Source organism: Streptomyces sp. AMJ-169 (assembly GCF_055597585.1).
This window is the reverse complement of sequence record NZ_JBVLTJ010000001.1, coordinates 965,947-988,485: the sequence shown is the minus strand read 5'-3', so window position 1 is coordinate 988,485 and position 22,539 is coordinate 965,947. Positions and strand designations below refer to the sequence as shown.

Here is a 22,539-nt window from a genome sequence, read left to right as displayed (position 1 = left end):
ACGCAAGCCGTATCGCGCACCCATGAATGCAAAATGGCGCCAAGCGGCGTCACATGACACCACCCAGCGCCATCCGTCAGCCGCGCGGCCTCCCCGTCGTCCCCCGGGCGATCAGCCCCGGCGCGATGACGGCCTCCCCCTCGGCCTGCGCCCCCTCGGCCCGCTCCACCGCCCGCCGCACCGCCAACTCGGCCATGCGGCCCACCTCTTGGCCGACGGTCGTGAGGTCGACGTGGGCGAGCCGGGCGAGCCGGCTGTCGTCGTACCCGGCGACGGAGATGTCGTCGGGGACCCGAACTCCCGCCCGCAGAAAGGCGTCGAGGACCCCGGTCGCGCAGTGGTCGTTGAACGCGAAGAGCGCGGTGGGGAGTTCACCTTCGGACAACAGCACCCGGGCCGCCCCGGCGCCGTGCGCCTCCGTGAACCCTCCCTGGACCAGGCGGACTTGGTCCGCGAGGCCGTGGCGCTGCATCGCGGTGCGGTAGCCGCGCCTGCGGTCCGCCGCGCCGGGGGCCCGGCCGCCGTCGACGTGCGCGATGGCGCGATGGCCGAGGGCCACGAGGTGGTCGACGGTCTGGCGGGCGCCGTCGTCGTCGGCCGCGCGGACGACGTCCACGCCGGGGACGCGCGGGCGCAGCCTGCGGGCCACCGAGACGACCGGCAACTGGGCTGCGAGTGCGGCGAGTTGAGCGGCCGGGGCGTGCGGGCTGAGCAGGATCAGGGCCTCGCAGCGGTCGGCGAGCAGCGCTTCCGCGGCCTGGCGTTCGCCCCGGCTGGGGGTGACCGCGCCGAGGGCGAGCTGGTAGCCGGCCCGTTCGGCGGCGGCGTACAGGGCCTCGACGAGGTCGGCGTGGAAGGGCTGGTGGATGTCGAACTGGACGCCGAGGAGACGGGAGCGGCTGCTGCGCAGCAGGCGGGCGCGGGTGTCGGGGCGGTAGCCGAGCTCCTGGGCGGCCTTCGTGACCCGCTCGCCGGTGGCCTCGCTGGCGCCCTTCGCGCCGCGCAGCACGATCGAGGCGAGCGCGACCGAGACGCCGGCCCGGGCCGCGACGTCGGCGAGGGTGGGCCGTCGTGCGGGGGTCGTGGGCACAGTCGGCCTTTCTGCTCGCTGCCGGGGGCTTTTGCTGGGGTGCTTCTGCCGGGTGGGTGCTTCTGCGGGAGGCTGCTCCGGGGGGTCGATCGTAGCCGTAAGCGCCGACCGGCCCCACTGGAACGTTCTAAGCTCCCGACTCTTGACACACCCCGCCCGCGACTGCCGTACTGCTTACGCCGGTTCTTTTAGAACGTTCTAGTCGAAGGAGACCCATGGCCGAGCAGACCACCCCCCTCGGTATCGCCGTCGTCGGCGCCGGACGGATGGGGGCCGATCATGTGCGGCGGATCAGTGAGGTGATCAGCGGCGCCCGGGTGGCCGCCGTCGTGGACGTCGACGCCGGGCGCGCGAAGTCGGTGGCCGGCCAGGTCCCGGGGTGCGCGGCTTTCGAGGACGTCGAGGAGGCGCTGGCCGCGCCGGGTGTGGAGGCCGTGCTCGTCGCCTCGCCGGGGCCCGCGCACGAGGCGGTGCTGTTGCAGGCGTTCGCGCGGGATCTGCCGGTGCTGTGCGAGAAGCCGATGACCCCGGATGCGGCCTCGGCGCTGCGGGTCCTGGAGGCCGAGCAGCGGCTGGGGCACCGGCGGGTGCAGGTCGGTTTCATGCGCCGCTACGACCGTGAGTACCAGGAGCTGAAGGCGCTGCTGGACGGCGGTGAGCTGGGCCGTCCGCTGATGCTGCACCAGCGGCACCGCAACCCGTCCATCCCGTCGGAGTTCACCACCGAGATGATCATCAACGACTCGGTCACCCACGAGATGGACATCACGCGCTGGCTGCTCGGGCAGGAGATCACCGCCGTGACGGTGTACCGGCCCGCCCCCTCCGCCAACTCCCCGGAGGCGCTGGGCGATCCGCAGTTCGTCGTCTTCGAGACCGACGGCGGCGCCCTCGCCGACGTCGAGATCTACCTCCACGCCCGCTTCGGCTACCAGGTCCTCGCCGAAGCGCTCTGCGAGAACGGCACGGCCCGCATCGGCGACCGGCACGGGCTGCTCGTCAACTCGGCCGGGCGGTGGGGCGGTTCGGTGACGCCGGGGTACATCGAGCGGTTCGAGGAGGCCTACGACCGCGAGGTGCAGGCCTGGGTCGACGCGACCCGGCGCGGCGTGGTGACCGGGCCGAGCGCCTGGGACGGCTACGCGGTCGCGGCGGTGTGCGAGGCGAGCGTGCGGGGGCAGCGGGAAGGGGGGCGGGTGGGGGTGGAGTTGGTGGAGCGGCCGGAGTTTTACCGGTAGGGGCCGGAGGAGCGGCCGGATTTTACCTGTAGGGGGCCTGGGGGAGGGCGGCTCGGGGGCGGCGGAGTTCGGTCGCCGGGGCCTGCGAGGCGGGGCGGCTCCGGCCGCGCTAGGGAATCGGCAGCAGTGCCCGTACGGTCCACCCCTCCCCCTCCCGCTCCCCCGGCCCGGTGCGCAGCTCGCCGCCCAGCGCGGTGACCCGCTCCCGCAGCCCGACCAGTCCGAAGCCGCCGCCCCTCGCCGCCGCCGGCAACTGTGTGCCGCCGCGTCCGTCGTCGGTGACCGTGACCTCCAACTGCCGTTCCACGCACCGCAGTCCGACCGTCACCTCGGTCGCGTCGGCGGCATGCCGGCGGACGTTGGTCAGGGACTCCTGGACGATACGGAAGGCGGCGGCCTGCACCTCGTGCGGCAGGTCGTCGTGGACCTCGGGCGCGCGGCGCAGGGTGACCCGCTGGCCGGGGGTCGCGAAGCCCGCCGTCAGGTCGGCGATCCCGGCGAGGTCGCCGACCGGGCGGTGGTCGGCGGGGTCGGGCGCGCGCAGCACGCCGACCGTGCGCCGCATGGAGGACAGCGCCTCGGTCGCGGCCCGCTCGATCCCGGCGAGCACGGGATCGAGCCGCCCCGGCTCGGACGACACGGCCATCATCCGGGCCATCTGGGTCTGCACGAGGATGCCGGTCACGTGATGCGCGACGAAGTCGTGCAGGTCCGCCGCCATCACCACCCGCTCCTCGCGCCGGGTGTCGGCGACGGCGACCGTGCGCCGGAAGTCCAGCGAGCGCAGATACCCGGCGAGCCCGGCGACGACCCCGATGAGGACCAGCCCGGTCATCAGATAGGCCAAGGCCCCGTCGCTGTTCCACAGCGGCCGGAAGTAGCGCGCCGGGGTGAGCAGCAGGGCCGCCGCGTCGAGCGCGCCGCAGATCATGGCCCAGCGCGGCGGGCAGTGCCGGACGGCGATGAACAGCAGCCACAGCAGCAGGACGAGCTCGCCGGGGCCGAAGGGGGCGTCGCGGTGGCGCAGCACCGAGTCGAGCGTGTACAGGAGGGACAGCCCGGCGGGGACGGCCGTACGCAGCTGGGGGGTGAGCCAGCCGGGGCGGCGGGACGCGGGCCACAGGACGGCGGCGAGACCGGACGCGAGGACGACGGCGGGGCGCTGGAGGGAGGCGCCGGTGTCGTTGGCGATGTTGAGGTCGACGGCCGCCAGCGCGATCAGCGCGCCGACGACGAAGCCCCGGGCGCAGCCCAGCGCGGCGGTGGATCTCATGGCGCCCACCGTATGCGGGCCGGTCGGGTCTCTCCCGCTTTGGCCTGGTAGTTTCCGAGCACCGAGGGCGTCAGGAGTGCGGTATGCCGGACAGCAGGTTCCTCGCCGGGGCGGCCGGCGGGGCGCTCTTCGTGGTCGTCGTGGGCGGCCTCGGCACCCGCGCGCTGTCCGGGACCGAGTCGACGACCGCCCTCGACTGGTACAGCACCGTGTACGTCGACGGCCGCAAAGCGCTCGCGCCGAACATCGTCGCCGGCCGCACACAGAGCAAGTACCACCCGCTGCCCTGGGTCGGCGTACAGCTGACAGGCACCTCCTGCCCGACCGGTCTGAAGGCCGTCCCGGGCACGGTCCTGCACTGCACCGGCACCCGCAACGACGGCACGGTGCTCGATATCCCGGTCACTGTGGTGAACGCTTCGGGTTCTCAAGTGACTTGGCGGTTTGGGCGTTGAGGGGGGCGAGGTCGGCGGGGTTGGCGTAACTGGCGGGTCGGCAAGGCCGACGGGGTCGGCGAAGCCAGCGGGGTCGGCAGAGTTGGCGGGGTCGGCAAGGCTGGCGGGCTCGCCGGGGGCGGCAAGATTGGTGAGGTCCACGAGGTCCGCGAGGTTGGCGAGGTAGCCGGACCCGATCCGGTACACCCCCGGCTCCTCGACCGTCATCCGTATGAAGTCCCCGTCCCTCCGCAGCGTCGCCCCATCTGCACGCAGCCAGGGCGAGTAGGCGATCCGTACGGTGACGGACCCGGCCGCCGGCATCCGTACCCTCAGCTCGGCGCTCCCGGTACCGACGACCCGCGCGGGCGCCGTCACCAGCGGTACGGCGTCCCGCACCCGGTACACCCTCCAATACGCGTCACTCCACACCGGCTCCAGCCACGCCGGCCCCCGCTGGATCAGCTCGGCCTCCCGCACCCCGTACCGATCGGGCTCGGCGTCGGGCACGACCACGAATCCGACCGCCCAATGGTCCACCCACGCCCGGTACTTGGCCTCACTGAACGTCCCGTCGTAGAAGAACCGCCCGCGCTCCATGTCGAGCTGCGTGTTCCAGCCGCGGGCCATGTCGACGTGCGGGGAGAGGACGGCGGAGTCACGGTGGTCCGCCGCCGGTACGACCTCGACGCGCGCCTTGTCCGCACCGAGCCGGCCGAGGGCCTGGACGACACCTTCGGTGTGCGCAGCCCAGGCGGGGACCTGGGAGTCGCCGCGCAGGAAGGAGGCGGGGGTACCGGAGCCGACCCAGTAGAGGGAGGCGGCGAGGGCTGCGGCGAGGGCGGTGCTTTTCTTCAGGTGGGGTGCCTTGAGGTGGAGTCCCTTGAGGTGGGGTGCCTTGAGGTGGGGTGCCTTGAGGTGGGGTGCCTTGAGGTGGGGTGCCTTGAGGTGGGGTGCCTTGAGGTGCGGCATCTTGGGACTCGGCGCTTTGAGCCGGGGTCCCTTCGGGCGCGCCGCTTTCAGACGCGGTGCTTTCAGGCCGGGCACCTTGAGGCGCGGTGCTTTCAAGCAGGGCACCTTGAGGCGCAGCATCTCCAAGCAAGGCGTCTCCAGCCACACCGCGAGCAGTACCGCCGGTGCGAAGAGGAGGGCGAGCCGTTCGACGTTGGTTCCGATCGGCGTGGGGATGACGTAACAGAGCAGCACGCCCAGGGCGTAGACGGCGCTGGAGAGGCGTACGACCCGCCAGGCGCGGGGGGCCAGGAGGGCGACGGCGAGGCCGAGGCCGAAGGGCCACCAGATGCGGTTGAAGGCCATGGGCTGCTGGCCCTGAAAGGGGAAGAGCAGGGTGGTCGTACCGACGACGAGGACCGGCGGCAGGATCAGGGCGGCGGCGCGCGTGCGGTCCTTCGTCAGCAGATAGGCGGCGCCGACGGCGACGAGGAACAGTCCGGCGACGGGGCTGCCGACGGTGGCGAGGAGGGCGCACAGTGCGGCGAGCCACGGCCTGCTGGCGCGGGCCTTCACCCTCACCACCCCTACCACCCCCACCACCGCAACCAGAGCCGCCAGCCCGAAGGCGACGCCGAGAGCGAAGGTCACCCGCCCCGCCGCGACGTCCACCCACAGCCCGAACCCGGCGAGCAGCGCGGGCAGCAGGGGCCGCCGTACTCCGGCCCGCCGGATCAGCACGGCGGCCAGCCACCCGGAGGCGAGCCCGGACAGGACGCCGACGGCCGGCACCCCGAGCAGCGCCATCAAGTACGGCGACATGACACTGTAGTTGGCGGTATGCGCGCCCCCGAACCAGAACAGCCCGTACGCCGATCCCCCGTGCTCGGCGGCGAACCACGCCCATGTCTCCTGCGCGGCGAGGTCCCCGCCTCCGTTCGCCCGATAGACCGCCCAGTACAGGTAGAGCGGGAGCATCGCGAGGGTCACGGCCAAGGGCACCCGGTACCGGCGGGGGCCCAGATACCGGCGCGCCCCTCGCCCCCGGGGCCGCTTCTCGGCCGCCGGACGGATCAGCTCGGCTGTGGCGCTCATCGACGACGTCTCCCGGTCGGGGGCAAGGGGTCGGCCGCCCGGAGCGTCGTGCCTGGTCAGGGCCGCCTCGGTGGCTGCTTCCATGTTTCGCGGACGGCGGGTGCCCCCACATCGGCCGTTCGGCCGGAACCCCGACGCCCCGCACGCCCCCATCTCGGCCGTTTGACCGAGGACCCGATCGAGAGGAGTCCGTACCGTGGAACACACGAGCACCGACGAATGGAACGCGCACTACGCCGCGGGCAAGAGCTTTCTGAGCCTGCGGGCGACCGAACGGAAACTGTTCACGGAACGACTGCCGGCACCCGAGGCCGGCACGGCACTGGAGGTGGGATGCGGACTGGGCGAACTGGCCCGATTCCTGGCCGAGTCGGGCTACACGGTCGACGCGGCGGACTTCTCGGCGGAGGCCGTGGCACGGGCCGAAAAGACAACAGGCGTCCGATACCTGCACCTCGACATCGAGCGGGACGAACTCCCCTCCCCCGCCTACGACTTGATCGTGTTCCGGCAGACCTGGGCATTCGTACGGGACCGCACGCGGATCCTGAACCACATGCGGAACCACCTGCGGCCGGGCGGCGCCCTGTGCGTCGTCACACCGGTCGCCGATCAGGTCCCCCAGCAGAAGCGCCCCATCGCTCTGGACGAGACCGAGATCGGAGCGCTGTGCGCGGGGTGGGGGACCGTCGAACGGTACGACACCGACGGGCTGGCGTTCCTCGTCCTGCGCGAGCCGATGGCGACGCACGCCGGCTACGCGGCGCCGGGGCGGCCGTCACCACATGCCTTGACCGGCGCGGGAGTTGTCGTCACCGACGCGGCGGGACGGGTACTGCTGGGATGGTCGGTGAAACGCGGCGGCTGGGAGCTGCCCGGCGGGAAGAACGACGCCGGAGAGGACTTCGCCACCGCAGGCGTGAGGGAGCTGGCGGAGGAGACGGGCCTGCTCGCCGACCCTTCCGACGCGAAGGTAGTCGCGCTGCTGATGGACTCCACGCACGGCATGCCACGCCTCACGGCCGCCGTCCGCGTGAACACGTACACAGGCGAACCGACAGTCACCGAGCCACATCTCATCCGCCGCTGGGAGTGGCACGAGATCGCTGAACTCCGCTCACTGACACAGCCACTGTTCACACCGAGCGCACATGTCCTGGACACGGTGTGGCCGGGAGCGCTGACGGGATTGCCGCCGGTACACCGATACCCGGTCACCCACCCTTAGCCATACGAAAAGGCCGTCCTCCCCATAAGAGAGAACGGCCTCCGACCTGCCAAAAGCAAAGTCGGGACGACAGGATTTGAACCTGCGACCCCTTGACCCCCAGTCAAGTGCGCTACCAAGCTGCGCCACGTCCCGATGCCCGTCTGACCTGGGATTCCCCCGGCCGCGCGGACAAGAAAACGATACCGCACTCGCGTGACTGGTCGCGCACGCTTTCCACCCCCCGACCCTTCCTCCCCGCCGGGTTTGACCTCAAGTTTGATTGAGGTTGCACGATCGACAGCATGACAACCGTCGAAGAACGCGAGACATACGGATACGGCGACCTGCCGGCCCTGATGAGCCGGATGACGGGCGACGAGAAGCACGGGCCGGCGGCGACGTCGACGCTGGATGTGACGTGGGTGCTGTACGACCGGGTGCTGAAGGTGCGGGCGGCGGAGCCGGAGGCGGTGGACCGGGACCGGTATCTGCTGTCCAAGGGGCACGGCCCGATGGCGTACTACGCCGTCCTCGCCGCGAAGGGCTTCTTCCCGGCGGAGTGGCTGGACGGATTCGGGACATACGACTCGCCCCTGGGCCACCACCCCGACCGCACGCTCGTCCCGGGCGTGGAGATCTCCAGCGGCTCCCTCGGCCACGGGCTGCCGCTCGCGGTCGGCACCGCGCTGGGGCTGCGGGCCCAGCACCGGCCCGGCCCGGCGGTGTGGGTGCTGATCGGGGACGCGGAGCTGGACGAGGGCAGCAACCACGAGGCGATCGCGTACGCCGGCCCGGCGGGCCTCGACCGGCTGCACGCGGTCGTCGTCGACAACGCCTCCGCGAGTCATCCCCGGCCCGGCGGCATCGCGGCCCGCTTCGAGGCGGCCGGCTGGTCGACGGCCACCGTCGACGGCCGCGACCACGACGCCCTGTACGCCGCCTTCACCACCCCCCACCCGGGCCGCCCCCACGCGGTGATCGCCCGAGTCGAACCCAAGACCGGCTGAACAAGCCCGCCGCTGAAGCGAGCCAGCTCTCGAAGAAAGCCCACCGCTCACACAAGCCCGCTCCCGAAGCAAGCCCACCCCCTGAAACCAGCCCACCCCTTAAACAGCCCCGCTCCGAAAGCCACCCCACCCCCAAAGCACCCCCTTCCAAATCCCGCACCCCTCAAGGACCCCCATGGACACCATGCGCGACCGTCTCGCCCCCACCCTCACCCGTCTCCTCGACGAAGACCCCCGCACCGCCGTCGTCCTCGCCGTCATCGGCGCCGACGGCTTCGCCGAGGCCCGCCGCCGCCACCCGGACCGTGTGATCGACGTAGGCATCCGCGAGCAACTCCTGATCGGCACCGGCGCGGGCCTCGCCCTGACCGGTCTGCGCCCGGTCATGCACACCTTCGCCAGCTTCCTGGTCGAGCGCCCCTTCGAGCAGGTCAAGCTGGATCTGGGGCATCAGGGCGTGGGCGCGGTCCTGGTGAGCGCCGCCGCGTCGTACGACTGGCCCGCCGGGGGGCCGACGCACATGGCGCCCGGCGACATCGCCCTGCTGGACACCCTCGACGGCTGGACCGTGCACGTCCCCGGCCATCCCGACGAGGCGGAGACGCTGCTGCGCCGCGCGGTCGCCGCCGGGGACGACAAGGTGTACGTCCGGCTGTCGCTCCAGTCCAACCGGCAGGGGCGGCCGGTCGACGGATCCGGCTTCCTGACCGCCCGCACGGGGCGCAACGGAGTCGTCGTCGCCGTCGGCCCCCTGCTCGACTCCGTCCTCGACGCGACCGAGGGGCTCGACACGACCGTCCTGTACGCCACGACCGTGCGCCCCTTCGACTCCGCCGCCCTGCGCCGGGCCACCGACTGGGCGGGCACGGACGTCGTCCTCGTCGAGCCCTACCTCGCGGGCACCTCGGCGCCGGCCGTGACCGACGCGCTGGCCGACGTACCCCACCGCCTCCTGTCCCTGGGCGTCGGCCGCCGTGAGCTGCGGCGCTACGGCACCGTCGAGGAGCACACCGCGGCCCACGGCCTGGACCCGGCGGCCCTGCGGGAACGGATCACCGGGTTCCTGAAGACACCGGCGACGACCTGAGGCCCAGAACGCCCCCAGCCGCCCCAGCGCCTCAGCTGCCCCAGCTGCCCCAGCCGCGACACGGACGCCCGCCTCACCCCGGGCGCCCGCAGCACCCCCCCTACTCCTACTCCTCCCCCACCACCCCCACCCCCGGATAAGCCTCCAACAACCCCGGCGAAGCCGCCTGCCGCCAAGAATCCGCCAAGATGTCCCGCAGCTCCCCCTCGTCCTCCACCGCCGCGATCCGCACCCGCACCCACGCGAACTGCGCCTCGTGCCCGGCGATCCAGAACTTCTCGGGCTCGGCCAGCACCAGCTCGTCCCGCTCCTCCTTCGGGCAGCGCACGGCCAGCGAGGTCTCGTCCTCCGGCAGGGTCGCGAACATCTTTCCGGCGACCCGGAAGGTCGGCATGTTCCAGGCGGTCTTCTCCGTGGTGTCGGGCAGGGACAGGGCGATTCGGCGTACGTCTTCGGCGTCCGGCATGCTTCGCACGGTACCGGCCACCACTGACAGTCACCCTTGGTCCGCCACCCCGCGCAGCGCCCCCAGCACCTGCCGGATCAGCGGATGCCCCTCCGCGCCCCGGCGCACGGCGGCGAACACGCGCCGGGTCGGGGCGACGGCGTCGACGGGGCGTACGACGACCCCGGCCAGGTCCATGCCGCGCAGCGCCGAACGCGGGACCAGCGCCACACCCGCGCCCGCCGCGGCGAGGGCGACCACCGCGCGGAAGTCGTCCGAGGAGTGCTCGAGGCGCGGCTGGAAACCGGCGTTCTCGCAGGCCAGGACGACCACGTCGTGGCAGGGGTTGCCGGGGTAGGGGCCGATCCAGATGTCCTTGGCCAGTTCGGCGAGCGGGACCTCGGGGGCGTCCGCGAGGCGGTGGGTGACGGGGACGACCGCGTCGAACGGCTCGGCGTACAGCGGGACATGGGTGAGGCGGGGGTCGTCGGCGGGCGGGGCGCCCCGGTACTCGACGGCGACGGCGACGTCGACCTGCCGGTCCAGGACCATCGGCAGGCTCGCGTCCCCCTCCGCGTCCTGCACCCGCAGGCTTATCCCGGGTGCGGTGTGGGCGAGGCGGGCCACGGCGGGCGCGACGACCAGCGCGATGCCGGTCGCGAACGCGGCGACCGTGACAGTACCGGCCTCCCCCGCGCTGTACGCCGCCAACTCGGCCTCCGCGCGCTCCAGTTGGGCGAGGACGGCGTTGGTGTGGCCGAGCAGGATCTCGCCGGCCGGGGTGAGCCGTACGCCTTTCGCGCCGCGTTCGACCAGGCGGTGGCCGGTCTCCTGTTCCAGGGCCGCGAGCTGCTGGGAGACGGCGGAGGGGGTGAGGTAGAGGGCGGCGGCCGCCGCGGTGACGGTGCGGTGGTCGGCCACCGCACGGAGGATGTGGAGCCGCCGCGCTTCGATCATGGGGTGATTATCGCAATATGTCCGGGGTGCCTTGGTTCCGGTCCCCGTTACGCCGATTCCAGCGCAACAGCCGACCCGGCCCCCGCCGGCCCCGCCGCCGATTCCGACTCCGCCAGCTCCGCCCGCGCCCCCACGAACGCGTCCACCGCCCGGTTCACCTCCCCCACCGAGTGCGCCGCCGACAGCTGCACCCTGATCCGGGCCTGCCCCTGCGGCACCACCGGGTACGAGAACCCGATCACGTACACCCCCCGCTCCAGCAGCAGCTCCGCCATCCGGCCCGCCTCGGCCGCGTCGCCGATCATCACCGGCGCGATCGCGTGGTCGCCCGGGAGGACCGCGAAGCCCTCCTCGGTCATCCGGCGGCGGAACAGCGCGGTGTTCTCCCTGAGGCGTTCGCGCAGGTCACCGGCGGATTCCAGGAGGTCGAGGACCTTGAGGGAGGCCGCCGCGATGACCGGGGCGAGGGTGTTGGAGAAGAGGTAGGGGCGGGAACGCTGGCGCAGGAGGGCGACGATCTCGGCGCGGGCGGCGACGTAACCGCCGGAGGCGCCGCCGAGGGCCTTGCCGAGGGTGCCGGTGAGGATGTCGACGCGGTCCATGACGCCGTGCAGCTCGGGGGTGCCCCGGCCGCCGGGGCCGACGAAGCCGACGGCGTGCGAGTCGTCGACCATGACCATCGCGTCGTAGGCGTCGGCGAGGTCGCAGATCTCCTTGAGCGGGGCGACGTAGCCGTCCATCGAGAAGACGCCGTCGGTGACGATCAGGCGGCGGCGCGCGCCGGCGGCCTCCTTCAACCGGGCTTCCAGGTCGGCGAGATCGCGGTTGGCGTAGCGCAGGCGGCGGGCCTTGGACAGGCGGATGCCGTCGATGATGGAGGCATGGTTCAGGGCGTCGGAGATCACCGCGTCCCGCTCGTCGAGCAGGGTCTCGAAAACTCCGCCGTTGGCGTCGAAGCAGGAGGAGTACAGGATCGTGTCCTCCTGTCCGAGGAACGCCGACAGCCGGGCCTCCAGTTCCTTGTGCACCTCCTGCGTGCCGCAGATGAAGCGGACGGAGGCCATGCCGTACCCCCAGCGCTCCAGCGCCTCGTGCGCGGCGGCGGTCACCTCGGGGTGGTCGGCGAGGCCCAGGTAGTTGTTGGCGCAGAAGTTGAGCACCTCACCGGGGCGTCCGCCGGAGGTGACGGACACGGTCGCGGACTGCGGGGTGCCGATGACGCGTTCGGGCTTGTGCAGGCCGGCGGCGCGGATCTCGTCGAGGGTGGTGCGGAGGTCGTCGCGGACGGAGTCGAACATAGGGGGCTCCCAGAAAGAAATAAGAGTCAGACGGTCCAGTCGAGGATGACCTTGCCGCCCCTGCCGCCGGCCGCGTCCTCGAACGCCGCCTCGAAGTCGCGGTAGCCGTAGCGGCCGGTGATCACGGGGGTGAGGTCGAGGCCCGCCTCCAGGAGGACCGACATCGCGTACCAGGTCTCGAACATCTCCCGGCCGTAGATGCCCTTGATGGTGATCATCGAGGTGACGATCCGCGCCCAGTCCACCGGGAACTCCTCGGCGGGCAGCCCCAGCATGGCGATCCGGCCGCCGTGCGTCATGTTGCCGATCATGTCGCGCAGCGCCTCGGGCCGCCCGGACATCTCCAGCCCGATGTCGAACCCCTCGCGCAGCCCCAACTCCCGCTGCCCGTCGGCGATCTGACGCTCCGCCACATTCAGCGCGAGACTCGCCCCGACCTTCCGCGCGAGGTCGAGCCGCTCCTCGCTGACATCGGTGACGACGACGTTGCGGGCCCCGGCGTGCCGCGCAACGGCCGCTGCCATCAAGCCAATTGGGCCCGCGCCGGTGATGAGGACGTCCTCCCCGACCAGCGGGAACGACAGCGCGGTGTGCACGGCGTTGCCGAACGGGTCGAAGATGGCGGCGACTTCGAGGTCCACGGGGTGGCGGTGCACCCACACGTTGGCGGCGGGCAGCGCGACGTACTCGGCGAACGCGCCGTCCCTGCCCACCCCGAGCCCGACGGTCGCCCGGCACAAGTGCCGCCGCCCGGCGAGGCAGTTGCGGCACTTGCCGCACACGAGATGCCCCTCACCGCTGACCAGATCCCCCACGGCGACATCGGAGACCCCGGCCCCGACCTCGACGACCTCCCCCACGAACTCGTGCCCGAGGACGAGCGGCGCGCTGATGCTCTGCCGCGCCCACCCGTCCCAGTCCCGGATGTGCAGATCGGTCCCGCAGATCCCCGTGCGCCGTACGGCGATCAGGACGTCACCGGTCCCGACGGCGGGTTCCGGGACGTCCGTGAGCCAGAGCCCGGGCTCCGCCTTCTCCTTGACCAACGCCTTCAACGCAGCGGCTCCATAAGGGTGTTCGGCGGGTACGCCCGCGCGACGGAAAGGGGTGGATTCGACCAGCAATCTGCCGCACCCGACCCACCCCGGTCCATCGAGCTTTTCTTAACCGGAACCGCAGCTTTCCTTCACGCCCGCGGTGACTCCCGCCCCCGCCCGGCCAGCAGCGCCCCCAGTTCGACGGCGGTCGCCTTGATCGTCGCGAGCCCGTGCGCCCCCCAGACCCGGGGCACGAGATCGGCGACACACACCGTCCCGAGCGGCTGCCCCGCGAGATCGACCACCGGGGCGCCCAGATAGGACCGGACCCCGTACTCGTCGACGATCGGGTTCCCCGCGAACCGCGGATAGTCGGCGACGTCCTCCAGCGCGAGCGCGCGGCGGCGTACGACGACGTGGGGGCAGTACCCGTGATCGCGCGCGAGCCGCCGCCCCAGCAGCGGCCTGCTCCCCCGGGCGGCGGGCGGCGCGGGATGCAGCCCGGCGAAGAACTGCCCTTCCTCGTCAAGGAAGTTGACCATCGCGTACGGCGCTCCCGTGACCTCGGCGAGGCGGTCGGCGAAGCTGTCCAGGAGCGGCTCCGGACACTCCCCGAGGCCGAGTCGGCGCAGCCTGCGGGTGCGGGCCGGGGCGTCCTGGTCGTCCGGGGTGAGCAGCAGCCGCCCGGCGGGGCGGGCCGGCTCGTAACTCATCATGTCCCGTCTCCCTGTCTCACAGCGGCTGGGGTGCGGCCGGGGTGTGGGCGATGAGGTGTTTGACCAGGGCGAGGAGGGTCTGCACCCCGGAGGCGGAGATCCGGGCGTCGCAGCGGACGACCGGGACCGCCGGGTTCAGGTCGAGGGCGGAGCGCACCTCCTGCGGGTCGTAGCGGTGGGCGCCGTCGAACTCGTTGACCGCGACGATGAAGGCGAGCCCGCGTTCCTCGAAGAAGTCGACGGCGGCGAAGCAGTCCTGGAGGCGGCGGGTGTCGGCGAGGATCACGGCACCGAGCGCGCCCTCGCACAGCTCGTCCCACATGAACCAGAACCGCTCCTGACCGGGCGTGCCGAACAGGTACAGCACGTGCCGCGGGTCCAGGCTGATCCGCCCGAAGTCCATCGCGACGGTCGTCTCGACCTTGTTCTCGATGCCGTCGAGGTTGTCGGTGCGGGCGCTGACCGTGGTCAGTAACTCCTCGGTGCTGAGCGGGGCGATCTCGCTGACGGCGCCGACGAAGGTGGTCTTGCCGACGCCGAAGCCGCCGGCGACGAGGATCTTGAGGGCGGTGGGGAATTCGTACCGGTCATCGTGGTGGTCGTACTCCTGTCGCTCCCTGTGTGGTTCAGAGCTGACGTCGTAGTCCATCGAGCACCGCCTCCAGTAGGGCCCGGTCGGTGGGGTTGTGGTGGAACTCGGGGGGCTTGGTGGTGAGGGCCCCGCAGTCCAGGAGGTCCGACAGCAGCACCTTGGTGACCGCGGCCGGCAGCTTGAGGTGGGCGGCCACCTCGGCGACCGGGACGGGGGCGCGGCACAGGTCGAGGGCCTGCGCGTGCTCCGGTCCGAGGTAGCCGAGGGGGCTGGTCCCGGTGGCTCTGACCTGGGACATCAGATCGAGGGCGACGGTGGGCCGGGTACGGCCGCCGCTCACCGTGAAGGGGCGTACGAGCCGTCCGGCCGCGTCGTCGAGCCAGGGCCCGTCGCCGACCGCCGCCACGGTCAAGACCTCATCACCGGGGGCTGGGCGGCGGGCTGCTGGCGGGGGGCGGTGCCGAGGTAGGGCCGTACGCTCTTCACGAGCATCGACATCTCGTACCCGAGCACCGCCGCGTCGGCCTCGCGGCCGGCCATCACCGCGAGGCAGGTGCCCGAGCCTGCGGTGGTGACGAAGAGGAGGGTGCTGTCGAGTTCGACGACGACCTGGCGGACGTCGCCGCCGTCGCCGAACCGTACGCCCGCGCTGCGGCCCAGCGAGTACAGTCCCGACGCCAGCGCGGCCATGTGGTCCGCGCTGTCCGGGTCGAGCCCGTGCACGGACTTCACCAATCCGTCGCAGGACAGCAGTACCGCGCTCATGGTGTGCGGGACTCGCTGCACGAGGCCGGCCATCAGCCAGTCGAGGTCGGACGTCTGGCCTGTCATCGGCACGTCGCTCGCCATGGTGGATCGACTCCTTGAGATGAAAAGTTCGGCGGGAGCGGTGGGGGTGTACGGCTTCATCCGACGGTGGGGGGTGGGGAGAGGGGGTGGTTCGTCGGGGGGTGGGGCGAGGGGGTGGGGCTTGCTGGGGAGTTGGGGGTGGCGGGGGGTTCGGGTGCCGGGGGGTGGGGGGCTGCGAAGGCTCCGGGGGCCGGGAGGTGGGGGGTGGTGAAGGTTCCGGGGGCCGACGGGGCGGGGGAGGCTCCGGGCGCAGGTAGGTCTGGGGCGGCGAAGGTTCCGGGCGCGGACAGGTCCGGGGCGGCGAACACTCCGGGCGCCGACAGGTCCGAGGCGGTGAAAGTTCCGGGCGCAGGCGGATCCTGGGCGGTGAACATTCCGGGCTCCGACAGGTTCGGGGCGGTGAAGGTTCCGGGGACCGAGAGATCTGGGGCTGCGGAGGCTCCGGGCGCGGACAGGTCCGAGGCGGTGAAAGTTCCGGGGGCCGTCACATCGTCGGGCCCGGTCGCCGTTTGTCCGGTGGGTCCCGGCCGGGCCTCGGTCCATGGGGTGCCGGCCGCGGGTTCGGTCCGGCCGTCGAGGTCGGGCAGGCGTCCGTCGTACTGCGGCTCCCAGTTGCCGTCCCCGTCGGCGCTCAGTCCGCCCTCCGCCTCCAGTGTCTGCTGGGTCTCGGCCAGGCCGATGCCGCGCTGGAAGGCGGCCATCAGTCCCGGGTCGTGGCCGGCGGGCTCCTCGCCGTCCGGCCGGGGCACGGGGCCGCCGCGCAGTTGCGGGACGATGTGTTCCTGCGCGCGCCGCTTGGGAAGCTGAGGCTTCACCATGGTCCCGCGCACGCCCCCGACCCGGGGCACGGGGGCTTCTCCGGCCCGCCTCTCCACCAACTCCCGCTCTCCGGACCGAATTCCGGGGACGGCGTCGGCGGGGGTGCTGCGCTCGCCGGGGGTTCCGCGCCGGGGGAGGGGAGGGGCGGTGTTGAGGGGGGTTGGGGAGTTCGGGGAGGTCGGGGAGTTCCTGGGGGGCGGGGAGTTCGGGGGTACGGAGTTCACCTCGGCCGGAGGGCTGGACGGTACGGAGTTCCCTTCGGCGGGGGCCGGAGATCTTGGCGAGGCCTCAGTCGGTACGAAGCTCCCGGCGCCCGGAGCCGAAGAGTCCGGCGCAACGAACGCCCCCGTGGCCGGAGCAGCCGAACCGGGCGACGCGGCGCCCCCGCCGGCCGAAGCGGAACGCGACGCCGACAAGAAAGCCCCGCCGCCTGGAGCCATTTGCCCCGCCGCTCCCCCAGCCGCACCCGCCGGGGCGGGAGGCTGCGACGCGAGGAAACTCCCCTCAGCGGGATCCCCCGACGACACGGCAGCGCCGCCCGCCGGATTCTCCTGCTTCTGCGGAACAGGGTTGCCCTGAGCGGGAGTCGACGACACGGACATCCCGTTGACCGGAGTCCCATGACGCGGCGAAACTCCAGCCCCACCCGCCGACCCCTCCTGCCCCCAGGGCACAGCCGTCCCCCGAGCCGGAGTCGCGTGCCTCGGCGAACCCCCCGGCCCGCCGGCCGGCATCGGCTGCCCGGCCGGCGTCGTACTACCGGCCTCTGACCCCCCCTGCTCCCGAGGCACCGCCACCCCCCTCCCCGGAGTCGCATGGCGCGGCCCCGCGCCGGAGGCGGACGGCGTCGTCCCGTCACCCCCCGCCCTCACAGCCGCCCCGCCCACCGCAACCCCTCGCCCCGAGCCACTGTCGAAGCCGTTCGCCGATCCCCGAGCAGCGGCGAAGCCGTTCAACCCGGTCCCCGCGCCCGATCGCCCCTCATCAGACCCGGTCCGCGAGCCCCCCGCAGCCGTCCCCCGAGCCGGAGTCGACAGCACGGACGTCCCGCCGACCGAACCCCCCTGCCCCTGCGGAACGGCCGTCCCCCTAGCCGGAGTCGACAGCACGGACATCCCACCGCCCGGAGTCCCATGACGCGGCGAAACTCCACCCCCGCCCGCCGAACCCCCCTGCCCCCGAGGCACAGCCACCCCCCGAGCCGGAGTCGAGCCGTCCCCGCCCCCCGGCCCCCCATCCCCCCGCCCCGTCTCCTCATACAACCCCGGCGGCATCTCCGCAGGCCCCAGCAGGGACTGCGGGACGATCAGGACCGCCTGGACTCCGCCGTAGATGTTGTTCTGGAGGCGGACGCGGATGCCGTGGCGGTGGGCCAGTTGGGAGACTACGAAGAGGCCGATGCGGCCGTCGGCGAGGAGGCGGGCGACGTTGACCTGGTCGGGGTCGGCCAGGAGGGTGTTCATGCGGGACTGCTCCTCGGGCGGCATCCCCAGGCCGCGATCCTCCACCTCGACCGCGAGACCGGAAGTCACCAGGTTGGCCCGCAGGAGCACTTGGGTGTGCGGCGCGGAGAAGACCGACGCGTTCTCGATCAGCTCGGCGAGAAGGTGGACGACGTCGGAGACGGCGTGCCCGCGCAGCTCCCCGTCGATCGGCGGGACGAGTTTGACCCGGGAGTACTGCTCCACCTCGGCGATCGCGGATCGCAGCACCTCGATCGCGGGTACGGGATTGCTCCACTGCCGGCGCGGAACGGCCCCGCCGAGAACGGCGAGGTTCTCGGCGTGCCGGCGGACACGAGTCGCCAAGTGGTCCACGTGGAAAAGGCTCTTGAGGAGATCGGGGTCCTCGATCTCGTTCTCCACATCGTCCAGGACACAGATCTGCCGGTGGACGAGGGACTGGAGCCGGCGCGCGAGGTTGACGAAGACTTCGAGTTTCTGTTCGCTGCCGGTCCGGCTGGAGAGCTGGGCCGCGTACCCGACGGCGGCGACCGCCCCTTCGTGCGTACGCGCCAGATCCGCCGCGAGCAGCTCGAACTCGTCCGCGTCCGCAGGCGGCCCGCCGCGTGTCTTGCGCTGCGGCATCGCCTCCCCGCGCCGCAACGCCTCGACCAGCGCGCGCAGTTCGGCGTCGTGCCGCGAGCTGGCGCGGCGCAGCGCGTCGACGCGGTCGCTGATCGAGCGGGCGGTGCGGCCGGCGACGATCGCGGCGATCGCGATGCCGGTCCCGGCGACGAGGACCGCGCCGGCGAGGACCGCCCAGAAGGTGGGGGTGAGGCGGGTGCCCGCCGTGCGGACGGCGAACAGGAGGACCGCGCAGGCGCTGAGGGCGACGGCGGTCGGCGGAAGCACCGCGAGCCGCAGCAGCTGCGGCCGTATGAGCGGGGCGGGCGCGGAGTGGGCGACCGGCCGTCCGTGCCGTCCGCCCTCGCGGCGGTCTGCGCGAGCGGCCGGTGCGCGGAGGTGAGACATCGGTGTCCTTCGTCCTGGTCCTCGGGGGGCGACGGACACTCACAGTAGTTGCCAACCCATGCCATGCGGTGGGCAGTTGAGGAACTCGTACGGCTATCGTCCCACTCTGGTATGAGGGTTCGCACGGCTGACCGATAAGACACCGACGGCGCGGGCCGGTTGGCGGGCCTACGGTCGTAACTCACCGTGTCCGCCATGGCCTTAGCTCATAACCACCCGCTCTGCGCCGCCCGCACGCCCGCCTCGAAACGGCTGCGCGCGCCCAGGCGTTCCATGATCGAGGCCATGAGGCGGCGGGCGGTGCGCGGGGAGATGAACAGCTTCGCCGCCGCCGACTCGTCGGTGTGGCCCTGGGCGATGAGGATGAGGAGTTCCTTCTCCTGCGCGGTCAGGCCCTCGCTGTCGGGGAAGCGGTCGGCGCCGAGCGGGCGGGCGGTCTCCCAGACCCGTTCGAAGAGCGCGACCAGGGAGGCGACCATGCCGGGTTCGGTGAGGAACAGGGCTCCTTTGCGGGTGTCCTCCGGGTCGATCGGGACCAGTGCCCGGCGGCGGTCGACGAGGACCATCCGGGGCGGCAGTTCGCGGATGGTGCGGAACTCCCCGCCGTGGTCGGTGAGCCAGCGCGCGTAGTCGAGGGTCGCCTCGTGCTGCCGGATGGAGTCGAGCCCGACGGTCCGCACGGCCACCCCCCGCTCCAGCACCGGCAGGTCGTTGCCCCGCGCGGACGCCGTCGCCGCGGCCGACTGGGGGCCGCCCGGCATGAACGTCATCACGGACTCCTCGACCTCCTGCGACAGCAGTTCGAGGCGCTGCTGCACGACGTCGAGGCCGACGAGCCGCTGCACCCCGCCGTCGGCGTCGTCACCGGCCGCCGAGCTGGTCGCCTCATGAGCCGCCAGCATGCGCAGGATGGTCGTATGGCTCGCCGCGATCTTCTGCTGGCGTTCCAGGAGCTGTTCCTGTTCGCGCTCCAGGAGTTCCTGGAGCGCGACGACCGGATCGACGGCGAACAATTGCGTCGGCCGGTCCCGCGACTCGCGTACGATCCGCAGCGCGCGCAGGTCCTCGAAAGCCGCGAGCACCTCGTCCGGGGTCAGCTGGAGTCCGCCGGCGAGGTCTTCCACGGAGGAGTACGGGTGGTCGAGCGCCGCCCGGTAGACGGCCTCCTGAACGGGCGCGAGACCAAGAAGTGCCATCATCGCCGTCACCTTCCGTCGCGGGGGCGCTACCCGCAGCACCGCATTTCGGGCCCTCAGAGTAGCTTCGCTCTCCGCTTCCGCCCGCTCCGCACAGCCTTTGTTTCGCAAATCAGCAATTTTTCCCGCGCTGATTAGGAGTGTGGTCTTGATTTGCCTCTCCGCCCCTTATCGAGGCTTTATTAAGCCCGGGTGAAAACACCTGCACCCGCTGATAAAGATTCCGCTCGGGACGAGACTCGGAGCGCGGCGCAGGGCAGCGGGCCGGGGCTGCGGGGACGGCCGTCGAGGCGGCACCGGGGCCCCTGGAGCCGACTGCCGAGGATCCACCGGCCACCGGCGGATTCCATTCCCAGTTTCCCCAGTCCAGGCTCAACTCTCTGGCCCGCCGGGCCCGTTCGCGCCTAGTTTCTCGTTCGGCCGGTGTCGGCCTCCCCCGAGGAATTGAGGTGCATTCCGCAGTGAGCACGGAAACCCCGCCCGGCGCGTCCCCGGACCCGGGCGTCGCGGGGCAGGCGCGCGCGGACGAAGGCTTCCCGCGCTGGGACCGTTCGGTGCCCGCGCCGCTGTCGCCGGCGCAGGAGCGGCTCTGGATCCGCCGCCAGCTGCACCCGGACGGCGCGGGCCACCACTTCCGGGCGCTGGTGCGCTTCACCGGCGAGCTGTCGGAGGCGACGCTGGAGACGGCGCTGGACCGGGTGATCGAGCGGCACGAGGCGTTCCGGCTGTCGGTGCGCCTGGCCGACGACGGCTACCCGGTGCAGCGGGTGCACCCGCACACGCGGTACGTCCTGCCGGTGACCGACCTGTCGATGGTGACCGCGCCGGAGCGGGAGGCGGAGCTGGCGCTGCTGACGGACCGGCTGCCGGCGGCCCCGTTCCCGCTGGAGCACCCGCCGCTGGTGCGCTGGCATCTGGTGAAGCTGACCGCCGAGGAGTACGTGCTGCTGCACGTCGGGCACCATCTGGTCCACGACGGCCGGTCGTTCGACGTGTTCCTCGGCGAGCTGGCGGCGGCCTACCGGCAGGCCGCCGAGGGCCGTCCGCTGCCGCCGGCCCGGTCCGGCACGGACTTCGTGGACATCGCCGCGTGGCAGCACGGGCAGCTGGAGTCGGGGGCGCTGGACGGGCAGCTGGCGTACTGGCGGGAGCGGTTCGCGTCACCGCCGGCGCCGCTTGAGCTGCCGGCCGACCGGCTCCGGCCGCAGGTGCCGAGCTTCGAGAGGCGGGCGCTGCGGATCACGCTGGACGGCGAACCGGGCCGTGCGCTGCGGGAGTTCGCGCGGGGGCGGGGGGTGCCGCTGGGTCTGACGCTGTTCTCGGGGTGGCTCGCGTGGCTGAACCGGCTGACCGGGCAGCGCGATCTGTGCGTGGGGAGTTCGCTGGTGCACCGGACGCGGCCGGAGACCGAGCGGATGATCGGGATGCTCGTCAACCAGCTGCCGATGCGGGTGGAGGTGGACGCGGAGCGGGGCTTCGGGGCCGTCCTGGAGGCGGCGCGGGACACGCTCGTGGCCGCGCGGGAGCACCCGGACGTGCCGTTCCACAAGATCCTGCCCGAGGCCCGCTTCTCCCGGGACGTCCCCTTCCTGCGGGCCGGCTTCGGTTTCCATGACGCGCCGCCGGCGTCGCTCGCGCTGCCGGGCGCGCGCATGTCGGTGACGGAGGGCGTCTCCAACGGCTCCGCCGAGTTCGACCTGAACATCACCGTGCTCCCCCGCCCGGAGCGGATCACCCTGATCTGGGAGTACGCCACCGACCTCTTCGACGAGGCGACGGTGAAAAGGTTCGCCGCCCAATTCCAGTACTTGCTGGGCCAGTTGACCGAGCACCCCGACACCCCGCTCAAGAAGTACGAACCGCTGGGCCGGCCGACCCACCCCTCTGAGGCGTGAGCCGGTGCTTCACCCGACCCCGCCACCCCCAATCCGCCCGAAGCGAGCTGGAGCTGTTGTGAGCGACACCGTCCCCTCCTGGCTCCGCCGCCCCGCCCCCCGCCCCGCGGCCCCCACCCGTCTCCTCTGTTTCCCCTGCTCCGGCGGCGGCAGCCTCATGTACCGGCCGTGGGTGCGGCTGCTGCCCGATGAGGTGGAGCTGGTCGTCGTGCAGCCGCCGGGGCGGGAGGACCGGGGCGGGGAGGCGGCGCTGACGCGGGCCTCGGACGTCGTCGACGGACTGCTGCCGGAGCTGCGGGAGTGCCTCGACCGGCCCGTGGTGTTCTTCGGGCACAGCATGGGCGCGATGCTGGCGTACGCGACGGCGCTGCGGCTGCGCGAGGAGGGGCTGGCGCAGCCCCGGCACCTGTTCGTCTCCGCCCGCCGCGCCCCGCAGCTCCCCCCTGCGGGCCCGCCCCGGCACACCCGCTCCGACGCGGGCCTCGTCGAGGTACTGCGCGAGCTGGGCGGCATGCCCGAGGAGGCGTTCGGCGTCCCGGGCCTGATGGCGTCGCTGCTGCCGCTGGTCCGCGCCGACTTCACGGTCTCGGAGACCTACGCCCCCGGCCCGGTGCCCCCGCTGGAGCTGCCGGTCACCGCGTTCGGCGGGCTCGCCGACCCTGCCGTACCGGTCGACGCGCTGGAGGCCTGGCGCGAGACCACCACCGCCCGCTTCGCCGCCCGCCTCTTCCCCGGCGGCCACTTCTACCTCCACGACGCCACCGCCGAGGTCGTCCGCATCGTCACGGCCGGCCACCGGGCGGACGCCGGCAGGGCGGAGTTCGCCTGGTGAACCCCCGTCCCCAGGAAGCCCCCTCCCCAGCGAAAGAAACCACC

The 22,539-nt window shown here is 72.5% G+C and carries 18 protein-coding genes, 1 tRNA gene and 1 pseudogene; 6 read left to right on the top strand and 14 right to left on the bottom strand.

The window, feature by feature from the left end:
• Positions 1-76: 76 nt before the first annotated feature.
• Positions 77-1,090 (bottom strand): LacI family DNA-binding transcriptional regulator, encoded by a 1,014-nt coding sequence (locus ACYUD3_RS04070; protein ID WP_470963548.1) that lies wholly within the window; start codon positions 1,088-1,090, stop codon positions 77-79.
• Between the two features lie 215 nt (positions 1,091-1,305).
• On the opposite strand from ACYUD3_RS04070, the gene ACYUD3_RS04065 reads away from it, so the two are divergent.
• Positions 1,306-2,328, top strand: a complete 1,023-nt coding sequence (locus ACYUD3_RS04065; RefSeq protein WP_470963545.1) for a Gfo/Idh/MocA family protein — start codon at positions 1,306-1,308, stop codon at positions 2,326-2,328.
• A 109-nt stretch (positions 2,329-2,437) separates the two neighbouring features.
• Here the strand turns inward: ACYUD3_RS04065 and ACYUD3_RS04060 are convergent, their stop codons facing one another.
• Together ACYUD3_RS04060 and ACYUD3_RS04055 are read right to left on the bottom strand one after the other, a co-directional pair.
• Positions 2,438-3,601 (bottom strand): sensor histidine kinase, encoded by a 1,164-nt coding sequence (locus tag ACYUD3_RS04060; protein ID WP_470963542.1) that lies wholly within the window; start codon positions 3,599-3,601, stop codon positions 2,438-2,440.
• A 617-nt stretch (positions 3,602-4,218) separates the two neighbouring features.
• Positions 4,219-6,081 (bottom strand): annotated as a pseudogene (locus ACYUD3_RS04055) (hypothetical protein); the annotation flags it as partial.
• Between the two features lie 196 nt (positions 6,082-6,277).
• On the opposite strand from ACYUD3_RS04055, the gene ACYUD3_RS04050 reads away from it, so the two are divergent.
• Positions 6,278-7,309 carry a bifunctional class I SAM-dependent methyltransferase/NUDIX hydrolase gene (locus ACYUD3_RS04050; RefSeq protein WP_470963539.1) on the top strand — a complete coding sequence of 344 codons (1,032 nt, stop codon included), beginning with the start codon at positions 6,278-6,280 and terminating at the stop codon, positions 7,307-7,309.
• A 61-nt stretch (positions 7,310-7,370) separates the two neighbouring features.
• Here the strand turns inward: ACYUD3_RS04050 and ACYUD3_RS04045 are convergent.
• Positions 7,371-7,444 (bottom strand) — tRNA-Pro (locus ACYUD3_RS04045).
• Positions 7,445-7,593: 149 nt separating this feature from the next.
• On the opposite strand from ACYUD3_RS04045, the gene ACYUD3_RS04040 reads away from it, so the two are divergent.
• Together ACYUD3_RS04040 and ACYUD3_RS04035 are read left to right on the top strand one after the other, a co-directional pair.
• Positions 7,594-8,298: a transketolase gene (locus ACYUD3_RS04040; protein WP_470963536.1), complete on the top strand. Its 705-nt coding sequence runs from the start codon at positions 7,594-7,596 to the stop codon at positions 8,296-8,298.
• Positions 8,299-8,473: 175 nt separating this feature from the next.
• Entirely contained in the window at positions 8,474-9,385 is a 912-nt protein-coding gene (locus tag ACYUD3_RS04035; RefSeq protein ID WP_470963533.1) for a transketolase family protein, read from the top strand.
• A gap of 106 nt (positions 9,386-9,491) precedes the next feature.
• On the opposite strand, the gene ACYUD3_RS04030 is transcribed toward ACYUD3_RS04035, so the two are convergent.
• The 10 genes from ACYUD3_RS04030 to ACYUD3_RS03985 all read right to left on the bottom strand — a co-directional run bounded on the left by ACYUD3_RS04030 (position 9,492) and on the right by ACYUD3_RS03985 (position 19,771).
• Complete coding sequence (locus tag ACYUD3_RS04030; RefSeq protein WP_470963530.1) at positions 9,492-9,851, bottom strand: MmcQ/YjbR family DNA-binding protein; 360 nt, start codon at positions 9,849-9,851, stop codon at positions 9,492-9,494.
• 30 nt (positions 9,852-9,881) lie between these two features.
• A complete protein-coding gene (locus ACYUD3_RS04025) occupies positions 9,882-10,787 on the bottom strand; it encodes a LysR family transcriptional regulator (protein ID WP_470963527.1) in 906 nt (301 codons plus the stop codon).
• 47 nt (positions 10,788-10,834) lie between these two features.
• Positions 10,835-12,085, bottom strand: a complete 1,251-nt coding sequence (locus ACYUD3_RS04020; protein ID WP_470963526.1) for a glycine C-acetyltransferase — start codon at positions 12,083-12,085, stop codon at positions 10,835-10,837.
• Positions 12,086-12,111: 26 nt separating this feature from the next.
• Positions 12,112-13,140: an L-threonine 3-dehydrogenase gene (tdh, locus tag ACYUD3_RS04015; RefSeq protein ID WP_470963524.1), complete on the bottom strand. Its 1,029-nt coding sequence runs from the start codon at positions 13,138-13,140 to the stop codon at positions 12,112-12,114.
• Positions 13,141-13,271: 131 nt separating this feature from the next.
• Complete coding sequence (locus ACYUD3_RS04010; RefSeq protein WP_470963977.1) at positions 13,272-13,835, bottom strand: GAF domain-containing protein; 564 nt, start codon at positions 13,833-13,835, stop codon at positions 13,272-13,274.
• A gap of 19 nt (positions 13,836-13,854) precedes the next feature.
• Complete coding sequence (locus ACYUD3_RS04005; RefSeq protein WP_470963522.1) at positions 13,855-14,487, bottom strand: GTP-binding protein; 633 nt, start codon at positions 14,485-14,487, stop codon at positions 13,855-13,857.
• Positions 14,465-14,836: a DUF742 domain-containing protein gene (locus ACYUD3_RS04000; RefSeq protein ID WP_470963974.1), complete on the bottom strand. Its 372-nt coding sequence runs from the start codon at positions 14,834-14,836 to the stop codon at positions 14,465-14,467. The genes ACYUD3_RS04005 and ACYUD3_RS04000 overlap by 23 nt, the downstream gene beginning before the upstream one ends.
• 2 nt (positions 14,837-14,838) lie before the next feature.
• Entirely contained in the window at positions 14,839-15,279 is a 441-nt protein-coding gene (locus ACYUD3_RS03995; protein WP_470963520.1) for a roadblock/LC7 domain-containing protein, read from the bottom strand.
• A 56-nt stretch (positions 15,280-15,335) separates the two neighbouring features.
• Positions 15,336-18,572, bottom strand: coding sequence for a sensor histidine kinase (locus ACYUD3_RS03990; RefSeq protein WP_470963518.1), 3,237 nt, complete (start codon positions 18,570-18,572; stop codon positions 15,336-15,338).
• 206 nt (positions 18,573-18,778) lie between these two features.
• Complete coding sequence (locus ACYUD3_RS03985) at positions 18,779-19,771, bottom strand: LuxR C-terminal-related transcriptional regulator (protein ID WP_470963515.1); 993 nt, start codon at positions 19,769-19,771, stop codon at positions 18,779-18,781.
• 458 nt (positions 19,772-20,229) lie between these two features.
• Between ACYUD3_RS03985 and ACYUD3_RS03980 the strand changes: the two genes are divergently transcribed.
• Together ACYUD3_RS03980 and ACYUD3_RS03975 are read left to right on the top strand one after the other, a co-directional pair.
• Entirely contained in the window at positions 20,230-21,663 is a 1,434-nt protein-coding gene (locus ACYUD3_RS03980) for a condensation domain-containing protein (RefSeq protein WP_470963512.1), read from the top strand.
• Positions 21,664-21,721: 58 nt separating this feature from the next.
• Entirely contained in the window at positions 21,722-22,495 is a 774-nt protein-coding gene (locus ACYUD3_RS03975) for a thioesterase II family protein (protein ID WP_470963509.1), read from the top strand.
• The last annotated feature ends 44 nt before the right edge of the window (positions 22,496-22,539 follow it).